General features: G+C 69.0%; 18 protein-coding genes and 5 pseudogenes. 13 read left to right on the top strand and 10 right to left on the bottom strand.

What is annotated here, in order from left to right; genetic code table 11:
* Window positions 1–200: 200 nt before the first annotated feature.
* A pseudogene (locus tag ACIQWR_RS38525) lies at window positions 201–380 on the top strand (serine/threonine-protein phosphatase); the annotation flags it as partial.
* A gap of 21 nt (window positions 381–401) precedes the next feature.
* Here ACIQWR_RS38525 and ACIQWR_RS38530 read toward each other — a convergent pair.
* Complete coding sequence (locus tag ACIQWR_RS38530; protein ID WP_404019940.1) at window positions 402–1,058, bottom strand: TetR/AcrR family transcriptional regulator; 657 nt, start codon at window positions 1,056–1,058, stop codon at window positions 402–404.
* 174 nt (window positions 1,059–1,232) lie between these two features.
* Between ACIQWR_RS38530 and ACIQWR_RS38535 the strand changes: the two genes are divergently transcribed.
* Window positions 1,233–2,687, top strand: a complete 1,455-nt coding sequence (locus ACIQWR_RS38535; protein WP_404019889.1) for an MFS transporter — start codon at window positions 1,233–1,235, stop codon at window positions 2,685–2,687.
* Window positions 2,688–2,738: 51 nt separating this feature from the next.
* Window positions 2,739–3,067 (top strand): annotated as a pseudogene (locus ACIQWR_RS38540) (isochorismatase family protein); the annotation flags it as partial.
* A 34-nt stretch (window positions 3,068–3,101) separates the two neighbouring features.
* On the opposite strand, the gene ACIQWR_RS38545 reads toward ACIQWR_RS38540, so the two are convergent.
* The 3 genes from ACIQWR_RS38545 to ACIQWR_RS38555 form a co-directional block, all read right to left on the bottom strand.
* Window positions 3,102–4,202 carry a hypothetical protein gene (locus tag ACIQWR_RS38545; RefSeq protein WP_404019892.1) on the bottom strand — a complete coding sequence of 367 codons (1,101 nt, stop codon included), beginning with the start codon at window positions 4,200–4,202 and terminating at the stop codon, window positions 3,102–3,104.
* Between the two features lie 1,308 nt (window positions 4,203–5,510).
* Window positions 5,511–5,813, bottom strand: coding sequence for a hypothetical protein (locus ACIQWR_RS38550; RefSeq protein WP_404019894.1), 303 nt, complete (start codon window positions 5,811–5,813; stop codon window positions 5,511–5,513).
* Window positions 5,810–6,121, bottom strand: a complete 312-nt coding sequence (locus ACIQWR_RS38555; protein WP_404019896.1) for a transposase — start codon at window positions 6,119–6,121, stop codon at window positions 5,810–5,812. The genes ACIQWR_RS38550 and ACIQWR_RS38555 overlap by 4 nt, the downstream gene beginning before the upstream one ends.
* A gap of 405 nt (window positions 6,122–6,526) precedes the next feature.
* On the opposite strand from ACIQWR_RS38555, the gene ACIQWR_RS38560 reads away from it, so the two are divergent.
* A complete protein-coding gene (locus ACIQWR_RS38560; protein WP_404019898.1) occupies window positions 6,527–7,672 on the top strand; it encodes an SMI1/KNR4 family protein in 1,146 nt (381 codons plus the stop codon).
* A gap of 380 nt (window positions 7,673–8,052) precedes the next feature.
* Here the strand turns inward: ACIQWR_RS38560 and ACIQWR_RS38565 are convergent, their stop codons facing one another.
* Together ACIQWR_RS38565 and ACIQWR_RS38570 are read right to left on the bottom strand one after the other, a co-directional pair.
* Entirely contained in the window at window positions 8,053–8,487 is a 435-nt protein-coding gene (locus ACIQWR_RS38565; protein WP_404019901.1) for a hypothetical protein, read from the bottom strand.
* 216 nt (window positions 8,488–8,703) lie between these two features.
* On the bottom strand, window positions 8,704–8,916 hold the full coding sequence (locus tag ACIQWR_RS38570) for a hypothetical protein (RefSeq protein WP_404019904.1): 213 nt from the start codon (window positions 8,914–8,916) through the stop codon (window positions 8,704–8,706).
* A gap of 433 nt (window positions 8,917–9,349) precedes the next feature.
* Between ACIQWR_RS38570 and ACIQWR_RS38575 the strand changes: the two genes are divergently transcribed.
* Window positions 9,350–9,955 carry a dihydrofolate reductase family protein gene (locus ACIQWR_RS38575; protein ID WP_404019907.1) on the top strand — a complete coding sequence of 202 codons (606 nt, stop codon included), beginning with the start codon at window positions 9,350–9,352 and terminating at the stop codon, window positions 9,953–9,955.
* A 33-nt stretch (window positions 9,956–9,988) separates the two neighbouring features.
* On the opposite strand, the gene ACIQWR_RS38580 is transcribed toward ACIQWR_RS38575, so the two are convergent.
* Both ACIQWR_RS38580 and ACIQWR_RS38585 read right to left on the bottom strand, forming a co-directional pair.
* Complete coding sequence (locus tag ACIQWR_RS38580) at window positions 9,989–10,798, bottom strand: aminoglycoside phosphotransferase (RefSeq protein ID WP_404019910.1); 810 nt, start codon at window positions 10,796–10,798, stop codon at window positions 9,989–9,991.
* A 13-nt stretch (window positions 10,799–10,811) separates the two neighbouring features.
* Window positions 10,812–10,961 (bottom strand): hypothetical protein, encoded by a 150-nt coding sequence (locus tag ACIQWR_RS38585; protein WP_404019912.1) that lies wholly within the window; start codon window positions 10,959–10,961, stop codon window positions 10,812–10,814.
* A 420-nt stretch (window positions 10,962–11,381) separates the two neighbouring features.
* On the opposite strand from ACIQWR_RS38585, the gene ACIQWR_RS38590 reads away from it, so the two are divergent.
* On the top strand, window positions 11,382–11,855 hold the full coding sequence (locus ACIQWR_RS38590) for a DIP1984 family protein (protein ID WP_404019915.1): 474 nt from the start codon (window positions 11,382–11,384) through the stop codon (window positions 11,853–11,855).
* A gap of 965 nt (window positions 11,856–12,820) precedes the next feature.
* On the opposite strand, the gene ACIQWR_RS38595 is transcribed toward ACIQWR_RS38590, so the two are convergent.
* The gene (locus ACIQWR_RS38595; protein ID WP_404019918.1) at window positions 12,821–13,267 is read right to left on the bottom strand and encodes a hypothetical protein; all 447 of its coding nucleotides are present in this window, start codon (window positions 13,265–13,267) and stop codon (window positions 12,821–12,823) included.
* A 268-nt stretch (window positions 13,268–13,535) separates the two neighbouring features.
* Here ACIQWR_RS38595 and ACIQWR_RS38600 point away from each other — a divergent pair, with 268 nt between their 5' ends.
* The 6 genes and pseudogenes from ACIQWR_RS38600 to ACIQWR_RS38625 all read left to right on the top strand — a co-directional run.
* On the top strand, window positions 13,536–13,700 hold the full coding sequence (locus ACIQWR_RS38600) for a hypothetical protein (RefSeq protein WP_404019920.1): 165 nt from the start codon (window positions 13,536–13,538) through the stop codon (window positions 13,698–13,700).
* Window positions 13,701–14,421: 721 nt separating this feature from the next.
* Entirely contained in the window at window positions 14,422–14,562 is a 141-nt protein-coding gene (locus ACIQWR_RS38605) for a hypothetical protein (RefSeq protein WP_404019923.1), read from the top strand.
* 561 nt (window positions 14,563–15,123) lie between these two features.
* Window positions 15,124–15,423, top strand: a complete 300-nt coding sequence (locus ACIQWR_RS38610) for a hypothetical protein (RefSeq protein WP_404019926.1) — start codon at window positions 15,124–15,126, stop codon at window positions 15,421–15,423.
* 653 nt (window positions 15,424–16,076) lie between these two features.
* Window positions 16,077–16,262, top strand: a complete 186-nt coding sequence (locus ACIQWR_RS38615; protein ID WP_404019928.1) for a hypothetical protein — start codon at window positions 16,077–16,079, stop codon at window positions 16,260–16,262.
* 24 nt (window positions 16,263–16,286) lie between these two features.
* The gene (locus tag ACIQWR_RS38620; RefSeq protein ID WP_404019942.1) at window positions 16,287–16,904 is read left to right on the top strand and encodes an aldo/keto reductase; all 618 of its coding nucleotides are present in this window, start codon (window positions 16,287–16,289) and stop codon (window positions 16,902–16,904) included.
* A 1-nt stretch (window position 16,905) separates the two neighbouring features.
* Window positions 16,906–17,130, top strand: a pseudogene (locus ACIQWR_RS38625) (hypothetical protein); the annotation flags it as partial.
* Between the two features lie 39 nt (window positions 17,131–17,169).
* Here ACIQWR_RS38625 and ACIQWR_RS38630 read toward each other — a convergent pair.
* A pseudogene (locus ACIQWR_RS38630) lies at window positions 17,170–17,315 on the bottom strand (alkene reductase); the annotation flags it as partial.
* Window positions 17,316–17,432: 117 nt separating this feature from the next.
* On the opposite strand from ACIQWR_RS38630, the pseudogene ACIQWR_RS38635 reads away from it, so the two are divergent.
* Window positions 17,433–17,795, top strand: a pseudogene (locus ACIQWR_RS38635) (MerR family transcriptional regulator); the annotation flags it as partial.
* Window positions 17,796–18,239: the final 444 nt, after the last annotated feature.

Raw genomic sequence — 18,239 nt, forward strand, 5'->3', positions numbered from 1 at the left:
GCCGGGCCCGCGCGGTCGACAGGGCAACGGTGTGGCCTTCCGGAGGTTCATGCTGAGCACCGTCCAGGCTCGACACCCCGCTCGGCGGGGCCGGGGCACGGTCGACCGGGGGAGGCGGGTGCCATGCGGGCCGGTGAGCGGCATGGGAGCGTACGGGTGGCACGCCGACGACGGGTGCCCAGGGAGGTCGGCCGGAGGTGATCCAGCGCCGGCGACCGCCGGCGGCCCCGGCCCGTGAAGCACCGCAGCTCACCCTCGCCTTGGTACCCGCATCCGACATCGCGGGTGACACCTACGACTTCAGCCTCGATCGGTCCACCCTGCACCTGTCGATCACCGACGCCATGGGCCACGACGTCAGCGCCTCGCTCCTGGCCACAGAGTGCGTCGCTCCGCTCGGTTCAATCGGTCCGCGCTGTGGCCTGGAGGCGGAGGCCTGCCAGGGTGAGGTCGAGTGCGGCGCGGAACTGGTCGATGTCCTGGTGGCCATCGAACTCGTCGACGATCTCGTGGACGAAGGGGAATTCCGCCGGGTCCAGTTCTCGCCAGGTCTGGGCGTAGCGGCCGAGGTAGTCGTCGCGGTTCACTTCTCCGTCGAGGACTTCCCGGGGCGGTTCCTGTCCGAGGTCGATCGCCGAGCCGACGACGACGCCGGTGATGGCGGACACGGCGTGGAAGCGCTGGCGGGGGGTGAGGTCTAGGCGCAAGGTTTGCCTGCCCAAGAGTTCGTACAGGCGCAGGGTGTTGCTCTGGACGTCGGTGTTGCGCATGAAGTACGCGCCGAGCCAGGGGCGGTCGACGATGGCGTCGAAGAGGGTGAGGGCCATCGTGCGGAGGTCGTCGACGGGGTCCTCGGTGCCGGGGATCTTCTCCACCTCGATCAGGATCGTGCCGATCACGTGGTCGGTGGCGAGGTCGAGGAGCTCGTCCTTGTTCTCCACGTACCAGTAGATGCTCGCGACGCCGCCGCCGAGGCGCTGGGCGAGCGCCCGGAAGGTCAGGGCCGGCGCCCCGGCCTCGTCGAGCAGGGCGACCGCCTCGGCCAGCACCGACTCCATGGAGTGCGATGCCCGGCGACGAGCCTGGCCGGTGCCGTTCCGTGGACGTGGCATAACGGATTCCCCTTCTCGCTTGCATCGTATCGAACGCTGTTCTACCTTACCGTATGGAACAACGTTCGATATTCGTGCGTCGTTCGATACTCGTACCGTGTTCTATTGGAAGGGGTCCCCATGACCACCACCACGACGCACACTCCCGCCTCGCGTACCTATCCCTCCCTACGGGCGGCGTGGATACCCATGGCAGCCCTCTGCCTGGCCTTCTTCGTCGAGATGGTCGACAACACGCTGCTATCGATCGCGCTCCCCACCATCGGCCGCGATCTCGGCGGCGGCACGACCGCACTGCAATGGGTCACCGGCGCCTACTCCCTCACCTTCGGCGGCCTGCTCCTCACCGCCGGATCGATGGCCGACCGGCTCGGCCGCCGCCGTGTGCTGCTCGTCGGGCTGGCCGTCTTCGGCTCCCTCAGCCTGGCGGTGGTCCTGGTCACGACCACGGGGGAACTGATCGTCCTGCGGGCCGCCCTCGGCATCGCCGCGGCCGCCATGGCGCCGATCACGAACTCCCTGGTCTTCCGCCTCTTCGACGACCAGGCCCTGCGGATGCGCGCCATGACGGTGATGATCGTCGTCGGCATGTCCGGCTTCGTCCTGGGGCCCCTGCTGGGCGGCACCGTGCTCGCCCACGTCGGGTGGCAGTGGCTGCTGATCGTCAACGCGCCCATCGCGTTGATCGCCTGCGTGGGCGTCCGGCTCGGCGTCCCGGCCGACCGCCCCGAGGACCTCACCCGAGACGCCCTCGACCTGCCGGGCGCCGCCCTGAGCATCGCCGCCATCGGGCTCGCCTGCTACACCTTGACCAGCGGCGTCGAGCACGGCTGGGGTTCTGTGATCACCCTTGCCTCGATCGCCGGCGCGGTGGCTTCCGCGATCGCCTTCGTCCGGCACGAACGCCGCACGGCCGCCCCCATGCTCGACCTGAGCCTCTTCTCCCTCGGCACCGTCCGGGGCGCGGCCATTGCCCAGATCGGTACTTCCGTCGCCATGGCGAGCGTGATGTTCGGACTCATCCTGCACTTCCAGTACGCCTACGGCTGGAGCCCGATGCGCGCAGGCCTCGCCAACCTGCCGATCATCGTCACCATGCTCCTCGCGACCCCCCTCTCCGAGTGGCTCGCGCACCGCTTCGGCCACCGCATCGCCTGCCTGGTCGGCGCCGCGTGCATGGCCGGCGCGCTCGCCGGCCTCTCCTGGGGCGTCGGGCACGGCTACGCAGCCATCGCGGCCTGCATGGTCCTCATGACCATCGGCCTGCGCACCGTCATGACGATCTGCGCGGTCGCCCTCGTCGACGCGATGCCCGCCAATCGCACCTCCCTGGGCGCCGCCCTGAACGACACCGCTCAGGAAGTCGGCTCCAGCCTCGGTACCGCCCTCGTGGGCACCCTCATCGCGGTCCTCGTCACCACGCAGCTGCCAGCCGGCTCCTGGAGCGACGAGCTGGTCGCCTCCTTCTTCCACGGTGAACGCATCGCTTACGGCATCCTCGCGATCGTCGTCGGAATCATCTCCGCCGGCGGGGCCCTGGCCCTCACCAACTCCCGTACCACCGAAGAACACTGAGGGCCCTGGGGTGGCTAGGCCGTCTCTTTCGGATCTTGCCGGGCCCGCAAGATGGAGGCGATGGCACCGGACGAGGAATCCCTGTTCGTCGTCAAGGCGCGGCACGCCGTCCTCGCAGGTACGAGACCGCGCTTGCCTACCTGCTGGGCCAGCTGGATGCGCGGCGGGCGGTGCTGTGCGGGCAGGTGACCGAGTAGTGCGTGCTGTACTCGGCCCTCGACGCCCACATCAGGCACCTCGACGTCGTCGTAGCCCTCGATGCCGTCGCCCACGCTGACGCCGGCCTCGCCGACGCGGCCCTGCGCATGATGGAACGCAACATGTCGGCCGAGCTCCGCCGGAGCGGCGAGATCACCTTTGAGGACACCCCTCCAGGCTGACGGCGGCGCGGACGGCGTTGGTCATGGCACTCCCTCAACGAGTACACGCGGATACGGCGGGGTTTGAGGGATCGCAGTTACCGGGGTTGTTGTTCTTGATGGTGGTGTGGTTCAGGGTGACGGATCCACCCTCATTGTGGAGGCCGGCGGGGCCGAATGCCGCGGTATTACCTGTGATTCGGGAGTCGTTGAGCGTTGCGTCGCCCTGGTTGTGGATTCCGGCGCCAGTTCCTTGAGTGACCGCGTTCGCGTCGATGAAAGTGTTGCGGGTGTTGAGTGTTCCGAAGTTGTAGATGCCGCCACCGGAAAAGCTAGCGGTGTTGCCGCGGATGGTGGTTCGGACGTTGGTGGTGAGGGTACCGAAGTTGGCGATGCCCCCGCCCGTTCTGGCGTTGTTACTGCGGATCTGGCAGTTGGTGATGGTCGCGGAGGAGCTGTTGTTGTAGATGGCCCCACCAAGGCCTTGTGATTCGTTGCCGGTGAAGATGCTCGCGGTCAGGGCGAGTGGCGCGGAGAGACTGGTGTGCGCGATTGCTCCGCCGTTGCCATCAGCGATGGGGCTGGTGGAGTTGTTGACGAAGACACTGCCCTCCACGCGCGTGGCCCCGCTGCTCGAGATGGCACCGCCTTGGCCGGCCTCGGTGTTGTTGTCCTTGAAGTAGGAACTCGCGATGCGGAGGGTTCCATTGTTGTTGATGATGGCGCCACCTCCGTTGCCGGATGTGTTGCCGGTGAGCTGGACGTCGACCAGGGAGGCAACGGTGCCGAATCCCAGCTGGATTGCCCCACCCTGAGCGCCTCCTCCGACGGTGGCGTTGGTGAGGGCGAGGTCGCGGAGCGTCAGATTCGCAGCGGTGGTCGGGGGGAGGTTGAAGAAGCGGAATTCGTTGTCGGTATTGCCGTCTCGGGTGATGGTCGCGTGGTGTCCGTTGATGGAAATGGGGCTGGTGATCTGGGGGAGCGCGGCCTGGCCGGGTCCGGCGATCCGCTCGGTGTAGGTGTAGGTGCAATCATGGGCGAGATCTAGGGTGTCGGAGGTGGTGGGGGTGCTGTTGGCAGTCGCGATGGCCCGGATGAGGGCGGCGGGGGAGCAAGCGACGTCAATGGTGGCGGCGTGAGCGGGGGTGGCGACCAAGCCGGCGAAGGTGAGTGCCAACGTGGGTGCGGCCAGCAGGGCAGCGGCCTGACGGGGACGGCGCGGTGGCCTCAATCTCCGACTCCTTTTTTGGGGAGACGCCAAGAGCGATCTCGATCATTGTTTACATCACCTCAATTCAGATAGTTTCGGGACACACCATGTCAATCCCATGGAAACTAGCTCGGTCGCGGCCCGGGAACTACCACGGTTGCGTGATCGAAGAGGCCGGCGCCAGGGTCTGTGCATCGCCATACGTGGCCACCGCCGTGACGTCGAGGACCGGCTGGCCAAGTCGGCGCGGTTCACGGTCCACCGGGAGCGCCCGGCGCTCCACCGGCGCGGAGACCACACCCACCTGGTAGCCCCACAGGATGATCAGTCACGCAGCACGGAGCTTCGGCGCCGGGCCCACCCGCGGCGGTCGTAGATCGACGCCGAGCGCTCGCTCAAGACTTCCGCGTCCGCCGCCGAAAGCCAACGCTGAGGACTGATCCGCAGGTCAGCGGAGAGCGCCGGCGCACGGCTCACCGCGTGTTCCCGCGGGCTGAGGGCCGTTAACAGCACGTGATCGTCAGTTACGCCTGGTCGACCAATGCCCTTGCCGCGTTCGCGGCTTCCCCGTGGCCCTCGCGGGTGCGGTCGCGGCTGCATGCCCGGTCTGCGGGGGGCGGTCTGTTCTTCTGTACGCGTCCAGCGCGAGGAGCCGGCTCCTCGGGTAGCGGCCGGCCACAAGGGGCCGGCCGCTACGTGGCCTGGCGACCTACACAGCTTTCGCTGCGTGCGCGTCACGGGCGCCGCCCGGCGGACCGCGCGCGGGCACGGGCCGCCGGATCCGTGGCAGAGCCGGCCGACCATTGCTGCGGGACCCCGGACGTGTCCGCCCGAGCCCGTGGCCCCGTGCTGACCGTACTGCGCGGACCTCGCCCCCCGGGGTCACCGGTACCGGCGGTGCCATCGGCACCGTGGGCGGCCCCCACGACCCCCGTGCTCGCCCCGTTGCGGTCGGCCCTGCTTGAGTGCCGCGTCCGCCTCGCGGACTTGAGGCGCACCTCGCTTCCACCGCGAGAGACACCGAATGCGATGCCGTTCGTCTGGAATTCGTCCTCGGCATCCATGGGGAAACCTGGTCTCGTGGAAGTGTCCTTCGTCGCTCGTGGACTTGCTGCGCCTGACGTTCTACGTAGCCGGTTGGAGCCCGCAGAGGCCTGGTGCGTTCATGCACGGTGTCGAGGCCACGGCATTCACCCGCGCGCCGGTCGGAAAGCGACGCACGCCTTCCTCGGGCGGCCCGCCCGTCGGGGTCGTTCAGCGGAGCGGGTAGCTGAGGAGGTCGATCGCGTCGGCCGGCAGTGTGAAGAAACGGGACGCCAGGTCTCCCAGGCGCGCGGCGGCAGGGCTGCCCGCGATCCTCAGGGCGGTGTTCATCGCGGCGAGACCGGTGCGGCCGCGCGGGTTGAGGATGCGCGGGGTGCCCGGCGGGAGCCTCCGGGCCTGGTTCACGTAGGGCCTCATCAACGCTTCGTACCGGGCGAACGCAGTGCGGTGCGGGTGGGCGGCGAGCTCGCCCGCGAGGACGTAGGCGCCGGTGAGGGCGAGGCTTGTGCTCATTCCGCTGATCGGTGACGAGCAGTACGCCGCGCCCCGAGCAGGGCCACGCGCCCGCGGCTCCAAGACGGCGGGCGGGCCTGGCCGATGGCGTCGAAGTGGAGCAGCAGAGCTCCTCCGCCCGCGTTCAGGTTGACGGCCCAGGTCACCGGGCTGTCCTTGGCAAGCGCGAGGATGTCGCCTATCACCTCCAGCAGCTTGGGCGCGTTGTTTGGAACCCGGCGCGAGAGCACCTTCGTCCCGTCCGTGTCGATCACCGTGCAGCGATGCACGGCCTTGCTGGCATCCGTCCCCGTCCAGAGCTCGGGCACCCGAGCCTCCCTCGTCGATCGGTTGACCGGTCCCCCTGCAGACGACCACGCCGACGTGTCCTTACGAAGCGATATTTGTTCGCTCATCCCAATGAGCGGCCGTGTCGTCGCGGGGCACTGGGCGGCCAATCAGTCAAAGCCACACCTACGGCAGGAGCGCTCACAGCCACACCCAGGCCCCGGGGTCACCCGATCGTACGGAGGAGCGGAATCAACCCGCCAACAAGGTAAGGAGCGCTTCACTTGTCAAGTGAGCGCGTGAGTCGGTGACCGAACATCCGGTGCCGATGGCTTGGTGAACCGGGACAGGGGACCACTCGAATCTACTGGCCTGAACGCCAGCACGGCGGACAAGACCGATGAGCGACGATCAAGCTGTCAGTGGCGGACTTTAGGGTCAGCCCTATGACAGCAGACCTGGTCCAGGCCTCATGGACTCGCATCGACGCGTGGCTGCGCGAGCACGCGCCCCGCACTTTCGCCACGCTGCGGCCGCCCGCAGGGGACGCCGAGATCGCGGCAGCGCAAGAGCGACTCGGCGTCACCCTTCCTCCGGACCTGGTCGCTTCCCTTCTCCGACACAACGGGGCGCTGGAGGGACCTGAGGCTTTCCGGTTCGACTCGGGCGACCGGCTGCTCGGAGTGAGCGGAATCCTCGGGGACACCGGGTTCATGCGCGGCATCGACCAAGGCATCGACGGGGGGACCGAGGGCTACTGGCTTCACGACTACGTGAAGTTCGGTTCATACGACGTGACGTCGGACGGCCTTCTGGTGGACTGTCGTACTGGGCGGGACTCCTTCGGCGCGGTCGGGCGGTTCTTCGACGAGACCGGCACCAGTCTCGGGGAGGCCGACTCGCTGGGCGAGTATCTGGCCGAAGAGGCCGACCAGCTCGAGCGCGGCCAGGACACCGGTATCGTCACCTTCAACGGCCGGCTGTTCCGGGAAGCGCCTCTGCCTGCCAGGCCGAAGTGCAGCGCCGACGAGCCCCTTCCCGCACCGGATGAGCAGCTGCCAGAGCTGGACCTGTCCCACAGTCCCACCGACCTCCTCCACGTGAGCCACCTGGACGGACACGAGGAGCTTGGTGCGCTGATCGCGACCCTGCCGTATGAGCGGGTGGTTGAGGCCGCGCAAAAGCAACTGTGCAGACTGGCGGTCGAGACGGGCCTGAACCACTACCCGGAGGTCGAGGCTGCCCTGAACGCGTGGGAGCGCGGTGAGGCCCCGCCACGGCCGAACCAGACCGATCCGCTCGCCCTGCGCCTGCGCGCGGTGCTTGCGCAGGCTGACACCAGTCGGGACCGCACTCTCAGGTGGGCCGCGGATAAGATGGCTCTTGGGATCTGGGGGTCCCCCTACAGGTCCGTGTGCGAGAGCGCGGAGATCCGGAGTCACCTCACTGTCGACTGGCGTGCGGATCTCCATGCAGACCTGGGCAATCCGCCAATGCCACCGATACCTGACGACCGATTCTGGGGAGCTTTGAGCAACCCCGCCATCGACTCCAGTTGGTACGCAGCTCAGTACGCGCAAGACCGGAGCTGACCCCAGGGTTTTCCCTTCCGCGTGAGCACTTCGTCTGGCGAGTTGAGCAGGGACCGATACGGCCCAGTCGTGGACACCGGCCGCTTCGGCCGCTGCCGCCGCCGCAGGCCTGGGAAGCACACCCGGCGCCACAAAATGTGCCGCGGCGGCCGGCATCCTCGCCGCGTCGTGAAACGCGCGGTGCCTGGACTCCAACCGGTGAACTCAGGCAGTCGGCGCGCCGGACGGGGATCGAAGGGCCGCAGCCCTTCGATGTCGCGAAGCGAGCCGCCGGGTTTTCCCGTGCCCAGCCGCCGGTACCTTCTTGTTGGGCGCCGACGGCACAACGCGGAAGCCCGCATCGACCGGCTGGTCGACGCGGGCTTTCGGAACAAGCGAGTTCAGGTGTACTGGACGGGGGACGAGTGGAGGAACGGGGCACCGCCGTCGACCCTCACCAGCATCGAGGTCTCGTACGCGGACCCTGAGCGCTTGACCGCGCTGACCTTGCCCACGTAGCCACTGGAGCAGGAGTATTCGCCGCCCGCCACGGGGTGACGGGTCCCCGCCCAGAGTTCGTAGATCGCGATGTAGACCGTGCAGCTGGAGCCTGTCGAACCCGCGCTCTTGCGGAAGGCGTCGGCGTGCACTTTTCCCCCGCCGGTGCTGATACAGACGTCGTAGGACCAGCCGTACGACGAGTATCCCGAGCAGCCTCCGCCGGAGTCGGCGCTGGCGGGTGAGGACAGGCCGAGGAGCACGAGCGGGACGACCCCCGCGGCAACGGCCAGCCGACCGAGCCCGCGCTGTGCTAATGCGGTGAAACGTGTGGTCACGATTTTCCCCCGGATGACATCTGTGATGTGGGTCGGACGTCACACAATCTAGACATGAGTCGATCACGGCACTTCACGGTCAGTGCGGGATTCCTTGACTCTCGACGCGCGGAACTGAGTGGGGGCCGAGCCCCTACGCCGCCCCCGGAAGGACCAGCTGCGAACCATCCGGCGGTCCGGGTACCTGCTGCACGCTGACCCCGTCCGTGTCACCGTCTACACCTCCACCCGCGCCTCGCACGCGGTGCGGGAGCGGTAGCCGGTGCCGGCCGTCACGAGCCGGCTACCGCGCCGGCGGGCGGCTTCGGCGGCGAGCTCCGTCTCCAACGCGCTGATCGCCCGCCCGGCCACCTTCTGCTGCGAACCCAGCCACGCGGATACGGCCCGCCAACTCTCCAGCCGCGCCCGGACGCCGCTCGCGAGGCCCACGGCTCCGGATCGGCGACGGTGAACCTCTCGCCCGTCCAGCGCACGAGCAGTTCCCGCACGCCGTCCGGTCCACTGCGGGCCGCCCGGTACAGCTCGACGCGCCCCGCGGTGCTCCAGCCGCGCTCGGCCCAGTACGGGTGAGCGCTGATCAGGCACGACAGCCGGACCGGCTCTCGGCGCAGCTCGGCTGCGCCGAGGGCGGGGCCGCGCGGAGAGCTTCAAGCATCTGTTCGAATAGACGGGCCAGTCCGATGCTTGCCGCAGGACGCCATCGATTGTGACGGAGCGTTTCAGTTTCCCCCTGGGCGTTGTACTTGGCCCGACAGAGGGTGACGGTTGGCCCGGGTCGTTTCTTCGTCCTCCACGGCGCGGCCGATGAGTTCCCGTCTCGCATTCGGTCCAAGCTCGTGACACCGCAGGAAAGGACACCGCCATGTCAGATCTTCTCGTCGATTTCATCACCTCCCTCGACGGCTATGCGTCAGGAGAGGGGTGGCCCGGCTTCTGGGGCCTCGAAGGCCCGGAGTACCTCGCGTGGCTCGGTGAGCAGCCCGCGGCCACCTACCTGATGGGAGCGAACACCTACCGCCTGATGTCGGGCTTCGCCTCGGGCGAGGTCCCGAGCGGCCAAGACGAGTTCAGGCCCGAGGAAGAGGCGTCCGTCGACGAGCTCACGCAAGCGCCCAAGGTGGTGTTCTCGTCCTCGCTCGAGGAGCCACTGACGTGGGCCAACTCCACGCTCGTTCGCGGCGACGCCGTCGAGGCGGTCCGCACCATGAAGTCGAGCGGCTCGGGGCTCATCAGCACGATCGGCAGCCTCAGTCTGTGCCGGTCGCTTCTACGGGCCGGACTCGTCGACCGCTTCCGGGTCGTAATGTTCCCGGTGATCACAGGGGCCACGGGCGAGGAACGCATCTACGACGGCTATCCGGACGTTGCCCTGGAGATGATCGAGCACCGCACCTTCGACGGCCGCATCCAGCTGGTCGAGTACAGGCCCCGCGTACTTGAGCACCCACCGGTCGGCCGCCCCGCGTGACGTCACCCCGTCCGCCGCACTCCCCGTACGGGCCTACACCGAGGACCAGTAAGCAGCCCAGGCCCGAGCGGCACTGACCTGCCGCTCCAGGTCGGCCGTCCCGTACTCCCGCCACGCCTCCCACCACCGTGCCTCCGCCTCGGTGAGGACGACGACAGCCTCCCGCGAAGCCTCCGCGAACGCGGGCACCTTCGCGCACCATCGCGCGGCCTGTTCCGCGCTCTGCCCGCCGTCCAGAACCAGCCGGAACCCCCACAGCGCCGTATCCAGCCACGCGGGCCCCCGTGTCGCCCACGCCCAGTCGATCATCCGTACCCGGCCGTCGCTCTCGACCATGAAGTTGGAGGCCGCCGGGTCGGAGTGCACGAGCCGGTCACCGACAAGGAGCGGCTCGTCCGACGCATCGCAGCAATCGCCCCACTTCTCCCACGCGGTGCGCCCCACCACCTCCGGCGCCGGGAACCGGCTCAGCTCGTCCAGCACCACGGCGACAGCTTCCAGGTGCTCCCCGTCGTTGCCGAAGTACGTCCAGGCGCTGGCGCGCAGGCCCTCGAAGCACACCACCAGCCAGCCTCCGGCCTCCTCGTGCCACAGCACTCGCGGCGCGCTCGCGGGCAGGAACGGTGCCACCGCGACCTCGGCCCGCAGCTCGCCGATCCGCTCGTTGGTGACTGGTAGCCCCTTGAGGAACACCATCTCGGAGCCCGGCACCGGCCAGGCCCAGCACGCCAGGGCCGAGGCGGTGCCGTTCTCCACCTCGACGCGCTCGCAGTCCTCTCCGACGCGGGAGGCGATCGCGGCCCGGGTCGCGGCGGGCAGCTCCTCGAACGGGAGCCGGTTCACGTACACCGACCCGTCACCTGGGCCCGGGCTGCTGAGGGTCGTTCGGCGGCATCGGCGGGTTCTTGTCGGGCCGGGTCGGCGGCTGCGTGGACGGTCCGCCCGGCGGCGGCTTGGACGCGGGCCCGGGGGAGGGGCGCCGGAGCTCGGGGGACATCATCGTCATGGCGGGAACGTACCGGCCGCCGACCGGCGGGCACCGGCCATTGCCGGGATTGGCCGGAATGCGTCAGAAGGCGAACGGCGAGCCTCCCCGCAACCCTGCACGGCTCAGCCGACCTCGATGAACCGGAGTGCCTAGCGGCGAACAAGGCAGTTGCCGTCCTCCTGCTCTAGGCAGAAGGTCGACGCGAACGCGGCCGCGAAGCTGCCGATATCCAACAGAGAACCCGCTCTGGCGACCAGGCCCGTGCCCGCCCGCCGCTGATGGCCCGGCGCCCGGTCAGCGGCCGCCCGTTCCACGCGATAGCCAAGTCTCACCGGACCCGTGATGGTCGCTCCATGAACCCGCCCCGCGAACCGAGCCGTCAGGCACCGACGTGCATACTTGCCGGACGATCAGTTGAGACGGACAGGTGATGACGCGGTGAAACTGGCTGAAGCGCTCGCGCAGCGCGCGGCCGCGGTGCGGCGGGTGGAGCAGCTGCGGGCGCGCGTCGTCGGCAGCGCCCGCTACCAGGAGGGCGAGGAACCGGCCGAGAATGCGGCGGAGGTCCTGGCCGAGGCCGGAGCGGTGCTGGACGAGCTGGAGCGGTTGATTCGTCAGATCAACCGGACCAATTCCACCGTGGTCATCGAAGGCGGCGGCACTCTGACCGACGCCCTCGCCCGCCGGGACGTCCTGCGGCTGCGCCACTCGGTGACCACCTCGGCCGCCGACGCCGCCTCCGGACGCGACCAGCGCGGAGCCGTCCGGCAGTTGCGGTCCGAACTGCGGATCCTCTCCGCCCTGCCGGTCGCCGAGCTCCGTGCCCAAGCGGACGTCCTGGCCAAGGAGATCCGCGAGGTGGACACCCTGATCCAGCGCACCAACTGGGAGATCGACCTGATCGAGGACTGACCCCACAAGCTGGGTGTGGGAAGCAGGTAGTCGTCATGGAGGCGTGCACACACCGCGGGTCGGCGGTTTATCCGGCCCTTGGCGCGTGAAGAGCAACGCAGGGGTTCGATTCCTCACCAACAGTGCAGCTCAGCATCGCGTACAGGTGACAGAGCACACCGCACAGCACATCACCACGTGCAGATCCGGACGGCGAGGGCGGGAACGGGGTGCCCCACACCCGGTGCGAGGGCCGTGCACACCAGCACGGCCCTCGCACCTACTCCACCCCGGACCAACAGGGGCGAGGGGTGAAAGCGGGGGAGCGGAGCCCGTCCTTCGGCTGGGACGGGAAGCCACACGGTTTCATGACGCTGGCGACCGGCCTGCGCCGCGGACCGACCACAAGGTGTGCCGTGCCCCCTTGCATGCCGCGGCGCGGGCCGCTCGCGGGCGGTTCGGGGACTTCACGGAGCAGCAGTACCCGCAGAACGTCCACAGCGGCACGATCAACGGCCACGACGGCACGTACGTCGCACTCCTCCACGCGCAGTACCCACTGGTTGCCTTCGTGGACACTCGGCGCTACTGGTACACCGACGAGTTCCAGGCCCCCTGCCTGGGCGGCTACCCTCGCTGCCTTCGAGATCGCGGATCTTGTGGCGGGTCTGCAGGTGCTGGGGGAGGGGGAGTTCGCCGCGCGTATCGTGGAGCTGGTACCCGTAGCGTCACCGACCTCGCCCTGGCCCTAATGGCGGCCGACCCAACCGCCCGTCCGGGGATGCCGGCCCAGAACCCCCACCCGCCCAGTGGGAGTTCCATCCCGTCCAGCCCGCGGTCGCGCACGATGCCCGACTGACTCCCTGCTCGCGCAGCAGCGTCCCCGGCCCCCGCACCGCTGGGGCCGGGGACGTCCGGCGACCGGTGCGCCGACTACCCCGGCGGATGACCGTCGGGGTGACGGGCGACAAGGAGCGTTGGGACCCTTACCGAGCCCAGTGCACTCCGAGGCCGGCGAGCGCGGCCAACTGGCCAGGGTCGAGCCCGGCCCGGCGCTGCTTCTGGTTGACGATCCAGATACCGGTGCGGTGCGCGGTCCCGTCGAGCAGCTCCTCGGCATGCCCGCGCCCGGGCAGACCACTGCCCTCCCCTTCCCGTTCCAGGTATTGCGCGAGGGCCCGCACGCCGGTCTCGAAGGCGGCCGCAGCCCGCCCGCCCGAGCTGCCCGCCTCCCCGGGTGGCTTCCTCGGTACGCGTCGGTCCGGGGTCCGGACGGCCTTGGTGACGCCGAGCTCGTTGAGCCGGTGACGCAGCTCGACGTCGAGCCGCTCCCAGCTGTGTCGTTGGGGGGCGAGCCAGCGTGCGATGTCTTCCCCAGCGAAGTATTCAATTGTTCCTGCAGGGATGAACCTGCGACCGTCGCTGATGTGCATGTGCTTCTGGGAGACAAGTTCAGGTTCGCCGCAGAGGTCGGCGAGCCAGGCCCGCTGTGTCGGGTCGACCTCTGGGCCGCTGGAAAGTGGCTGACCTGCGACGACAATGTGGCCTACGTCCCTCAGTTCCGCCGCGATGTGCTGGACGCCGCCGCCTGGCTGCGGTCCGGCGAAGGTTTTCCCCTCCCGTTCGCTGGCGTGTCTGTCGAAGCCACATAAGAAACGTGTCACCGGTCGGGAGGAGGAACTCGGCGAGGACGCGGCGTAGATGACCCCGGGCTGGTCGGCGAACCAGCTGCGCGGCGTCTTTGACGACGACGCCCTGGCTGAGCTGATGGCGGGCGCGGACTGGCCGCAGCTGGCGCGTCAGCTCGGGGGCCTTCAGCAGGCCGGAGTCGACCTCGGCACGTTTTGCCGCAGATGGGCCGCATGACCGCCGCGGTCCACCAGGCCGTCGCCGTGAACATCGCGCGGACGAAGGCGGAGGGTACCGACCGGTGGGCCGACCTCCTGAAAGCGACGATGCCCGAGGGCCTGGTGCGCGACGCGATCCTCGCCTCCCCGGCCTGGCCGGACATCGCGGCCGCGATGGGCCGGCTCGACGCCCGCGGTGTCGACGTCGCGCGGATCCTCCTCGACGCCCACGCCGCCGGGGCGGGCGTGGACCAGGCCGTCGCCGCCGTCACCACCGCAGCCGCCACCCACGCACCCGCCCACGCACCCGCCCCGGCCCCGGCGGCGACCACCGCTTCCGCCTCGGCACCCGCTTGGGCTCCAGCCGCGTCTGCCGGCGCCCGTGTCCCCCGCACCCGCGGCTACTCCGGGCACCACACCCGCCGTCGTCCCCTCCGCGGGTGCCGCTCCCGCCGCTGCCGCTGCCGCTGCCGCTGCTGTAGCGGGGCGATGCGGAGGCCGGCGATCCGCGGGCGTCGCCGGCCGGCGTGGACGCGAAGCGTTCCCGGACCCGTTGACCGAGGGGTTCAGCGTGCCCCAGGACTTGGACCTCGGAGACCGGGCGTAGGCGTTGGAGCAGCTCGGCGTGGTCCGCCTCGCGCACGGCGCGATCGTCGCCATCGTCAAGGACGTCCTGCCCGAGTCGCAGGCGGGACTGGCTCCTGGTCGGCTCCCGCCCCTGGACCCTGCTCGCCCACCGCATGGACCAGATCCGCGACCAGGGCGGCACCAGCCTCCTCGCCTACCACCTGGCCCGCCTCGGCGCCAACACCACCTGGAAGGATGGCCCGTCCTTCACTACGGTGGCCGCCGCTTGGACCCGACCCTGCCCTCCTCGCTGACGACACCGCCCTCCGCCCCGGCCAGGCCGACCTCCCGCATCCGGGTCTCCCCGGCGGCGGCCCGTTCCTGCTCCACCACCACCGCTACCGCTGCCCCGGATGCGGCGGGCGCGCACCGTCAGCACACCGAAGGGCATGTACGGAAGTCGGGCCGCAGCAGGTAGCCGTTCCAGAATTCTGGAACGGGCCGGGCCCAGCTGTTCCATCGTTCCCCCATAGGGGATTCGTGCAGGTCACGGGAAGGGGTGACGGTGCGGTGGTGCGGCACCATCCGGCAGCGGTTCGGCGAAGAGCCGCTGTTCACACGCGGCCCCGCCACGCACGTACACCCCGCGCAGCAGAACCGCATCCCACCGGTACGGCGCGGGTGCGCTCCTCGGTGCGGCACATCCACGCGGCGCGGAAAGCATGACCAAGGCGAAGAAGATCAAGAACGTGGGCAACCTCCCACCTCTCGCACATGTCTCCGAGTTGAGGACCTTGATCCAGGGCCCGTAACCAGCTGGCTGGCAGGCGTCTCGTGGCGTTCGGCTGGCCGCCTCGTCAGAGAAGAGCATGATCATGAAGCGCATCACAAGAGCGTCTGTCGGCGTGGTCCTCGCCGGAGCCACGGCCGCCGGAGCACTCATCGCAGGCGCCGGCACTGCCACTGCGGCGACGTACCGCAATGACCTGGTACGCACCCTGGACACCGGCGTCAGCGCCTTCAACTGGACCGAATGCGACAGGTACAAGTACGAAGGGAACCTTGAACTGGACCGCCATCACCCGAGGGATCCGCAGGAGTACTACTACTGCTCCCCCGGCGTCTTCAGCAACGGTGTTCAGCGAGTGAACCTCTGGTTCAGGCACCGCACCTGACGGTTGAGAGCGCGGAGTGTGCGGCAGCGGCGAGGGAGGTGTCCACGGCGGGGGCCCGCTCCCGCTCCACCACCCCCCGGCAGCCTCCCTGGGCAGGCGGGCGCCGCTGCGGCCGTACTCGCGGTGCCGGGCACCGTCAGCTTGCTGGGGAGCCCGTACACAAGTTGGGCAGCAGCAGGTAGCGATTCCCGGATCGGGGAACCGTATGGCTCGGGGTGTTCCCTCGTCCTGCTGGGGGAGCACCTCACGGTCGAGTTGACCGGCCACCGCTACCCGCAGCTCGGCGACCGGGGCCGGGCGGGGAGGTCGGACAGGGCCCATCGTGCGGTGCGGAGGCGGCAGGCCGACGGCAGGCCGACGTGGTCTTCGGCTCGCCGATGTCCAGGCAGTGTGTGGAGAAGGCGGCGGCGAGCTTAGCGCTTCCTGGGGTGGTTTCCGGCCGGTGTGCGATGTCTTTCGGCTCTTGCGTGTCGATGGAGCGGAGCTTTGAGTGGGGGCGGCTAGCGTGCGCTGACTCATGATCCGCCGCTCTCATCGACGCTGGCCGTGACCGGATCGGGGTGAGTGCTGCGCCATGGAGCCGTTGAGGTCCTTGAGTCACGGGCACCACCCGTTCCCGGCTGACGCCCCGCACTGAAGACACGGAGAACCACATGTCAGACCCGGCGGTGATCAAGCATTCCGATGGCAACCTCATGCCCCAGCTGGGGCTCGCCGTCCCGACGTTGAGCGACGACAAGGCTGCCGTAGTAGTGGAGACGGCCCTGGAGACCGGGTACCGCCACATCGGCACCACGGCGGCTCACGGTAATGAGCGAGGAGTCGGCCGGGCCCTGTAGTCCAGCAAGATCCCGCGTGAGGAGCTGTTCATCTCCGCCAAGCTGAGCGTCGTCCAGCAGGCCGAACCAGAAAGGGCACTGGAGTCCAGCCCGAGTCGGTTGCAGCTGGACTACGTGGATCTCTACCTGAACCACTGGCCTGCGCCGGCCCACAATCATTATGTGTCCGCCTGGCAGAAGCTGATCGAACTGCAAAAGCAGGAAGTGATCAAAACCATCGGCGTGTGCAACTTCGGACTGCCGCACCTGGAACGCCTGCGGCTCGAAACTGACGTGACCCCGGCAGTGAACCAGCTTGAGCTTCACCCGCTCCTCCAGCAGAAGGAGCTTCATGCCTGGAACGCCACGCACCATATTGCGACGGCGTCATTCTGGCCTCTGGCCCAGGCGGGGGCGGGTGTGTTCGACCAGCCGGTGATCAAGGAACTGGCCATGAAGCAGGGCAAGGCCCCGGCGCAGGTCGTGCTCCGTTGGCACCTGGATCACGGTCGGGGGGCGCTGCCGGAAGCAGCGACGGAAGCTGAGGTGAAGGAGTACTACGACGTGTGGGACTTCCGCGTGGACCAGGCGGCCCGGGAAGCCGTCACGCAGCTCGACGCTGGCAAGAGGCTGGGGCCCGACCCTGCCGCATACACCTACTGAAATGTCGGTGAAGGTCCTGGGAAGCGGTTTGTCAGCACCGCTTCCCAGCCCGCTGGGCGGCTCGCTCAGGTGGCGCTGGCACCCCGTGTGGCTCCCACAGGGGCAGGGTAAGCCTGGACCGGCAAAGATCATGGACCTTTGCGCGTCCAGGGCGGGTAAGGCGGGCCCGGCCCGTGTGCACATCACCGGACTCGGCATGTTCAGCGGCAAGAAGATGGAAGTGATCGTCCCGTCCGACAGCGTCCAGCAGGTACCGGCGGTCATGCGCAGGCTGGGCGTAGTAGGCCGCCATCGACGGGGTCGCAAGACCGCCCTGGGCGGCCCGGACCCGGGTCATCGGCGCCATCACCATGCGGTTGCGCAGCATGAGATGAGGCCACCCAGCTCGTAGCTGCTGAAGAGACTTGTCATCAGGACTCCTTCGTAGCTGTTGCTGTGTCCGCGCTTTCGGCGCAACGGCTACGCTGAAACCTTACGCCGATGTCAGAGGCAAGGGTCTGTGACACGGAGTTCGGCCGGGAGGGCTGTATGCGGATCGGGGAACTCGCGTCACGCGCCGGAGTCAGCGTCCGGTCGGTGCGCTATTACGAGGAGCAGGGACTGCTCGCCAGCACCCGCAGTTCCAGCGGGCAGCGGCACTACACGGAAGGCGAGGTCGAGCGGATCGCGTTCATCCAGCGGATGTACACCGCCGGCCTGTCCAGCCGCACCATCACCGAGGTGATGCCCTGCATCGACACACCCAGCGAGGAGGCTTCCGATGCCGCGCTGGAGCGGATGACGCTGGAGCGCGAACGCCTTTCCGCCCACATCGCCGAGCTTCTGCGGACCAGGGACAGCCTCGACGCGCTGATGACCACGGCCCGTGCACACCGCGATCAGATGACGGCCCCAGGTGCCGGCGCCGACCAGGCCCCGCAGCCGTCCTGCCGACCGGAACCCGGCTCCGGCGCCGGACGCTCCGGCCGGCAGACACTCCGGGCCCCAGCGGCGTCGGGGTCACGACGTAGCGGGTGAGTGGGTGCGCCGCAGGTGCGGGGCCGGCGGCAGTGGTGCGGGCGCTTGCGTGGCGGGGGTGGCGCGGAACGCCTCGATCACAGAGGCGCCGAAGCGTCGGGAGCCCACGAGCCGGGCAGGGCGCCGCGCGTCGTGAAGGCCCTGGTTGGCCATGAGCATGGGGATCAGGTCTCGACGACGAACCCGGGGCGCCGCCGGCCTGACTCCTGGGCGCGGAGGGCCAGTTACTGAGTTTTGCGGTTTGTCGTCGGGTGGTGACGGTTCATGATCCCTGCGGTATGTCGGAGGTATGCGTTATCCGGAGGGTGGGGGCCTGAC

The sequence above is a fragment of the Streptomyces sp. NPDC098789 genome, from assembly GCF_044759975.1.
Lineage (GTDB): Bacteria > Actinomycetota > Actinomycetes > Streptomycetales > Streptomycetaceae > Streptomyces.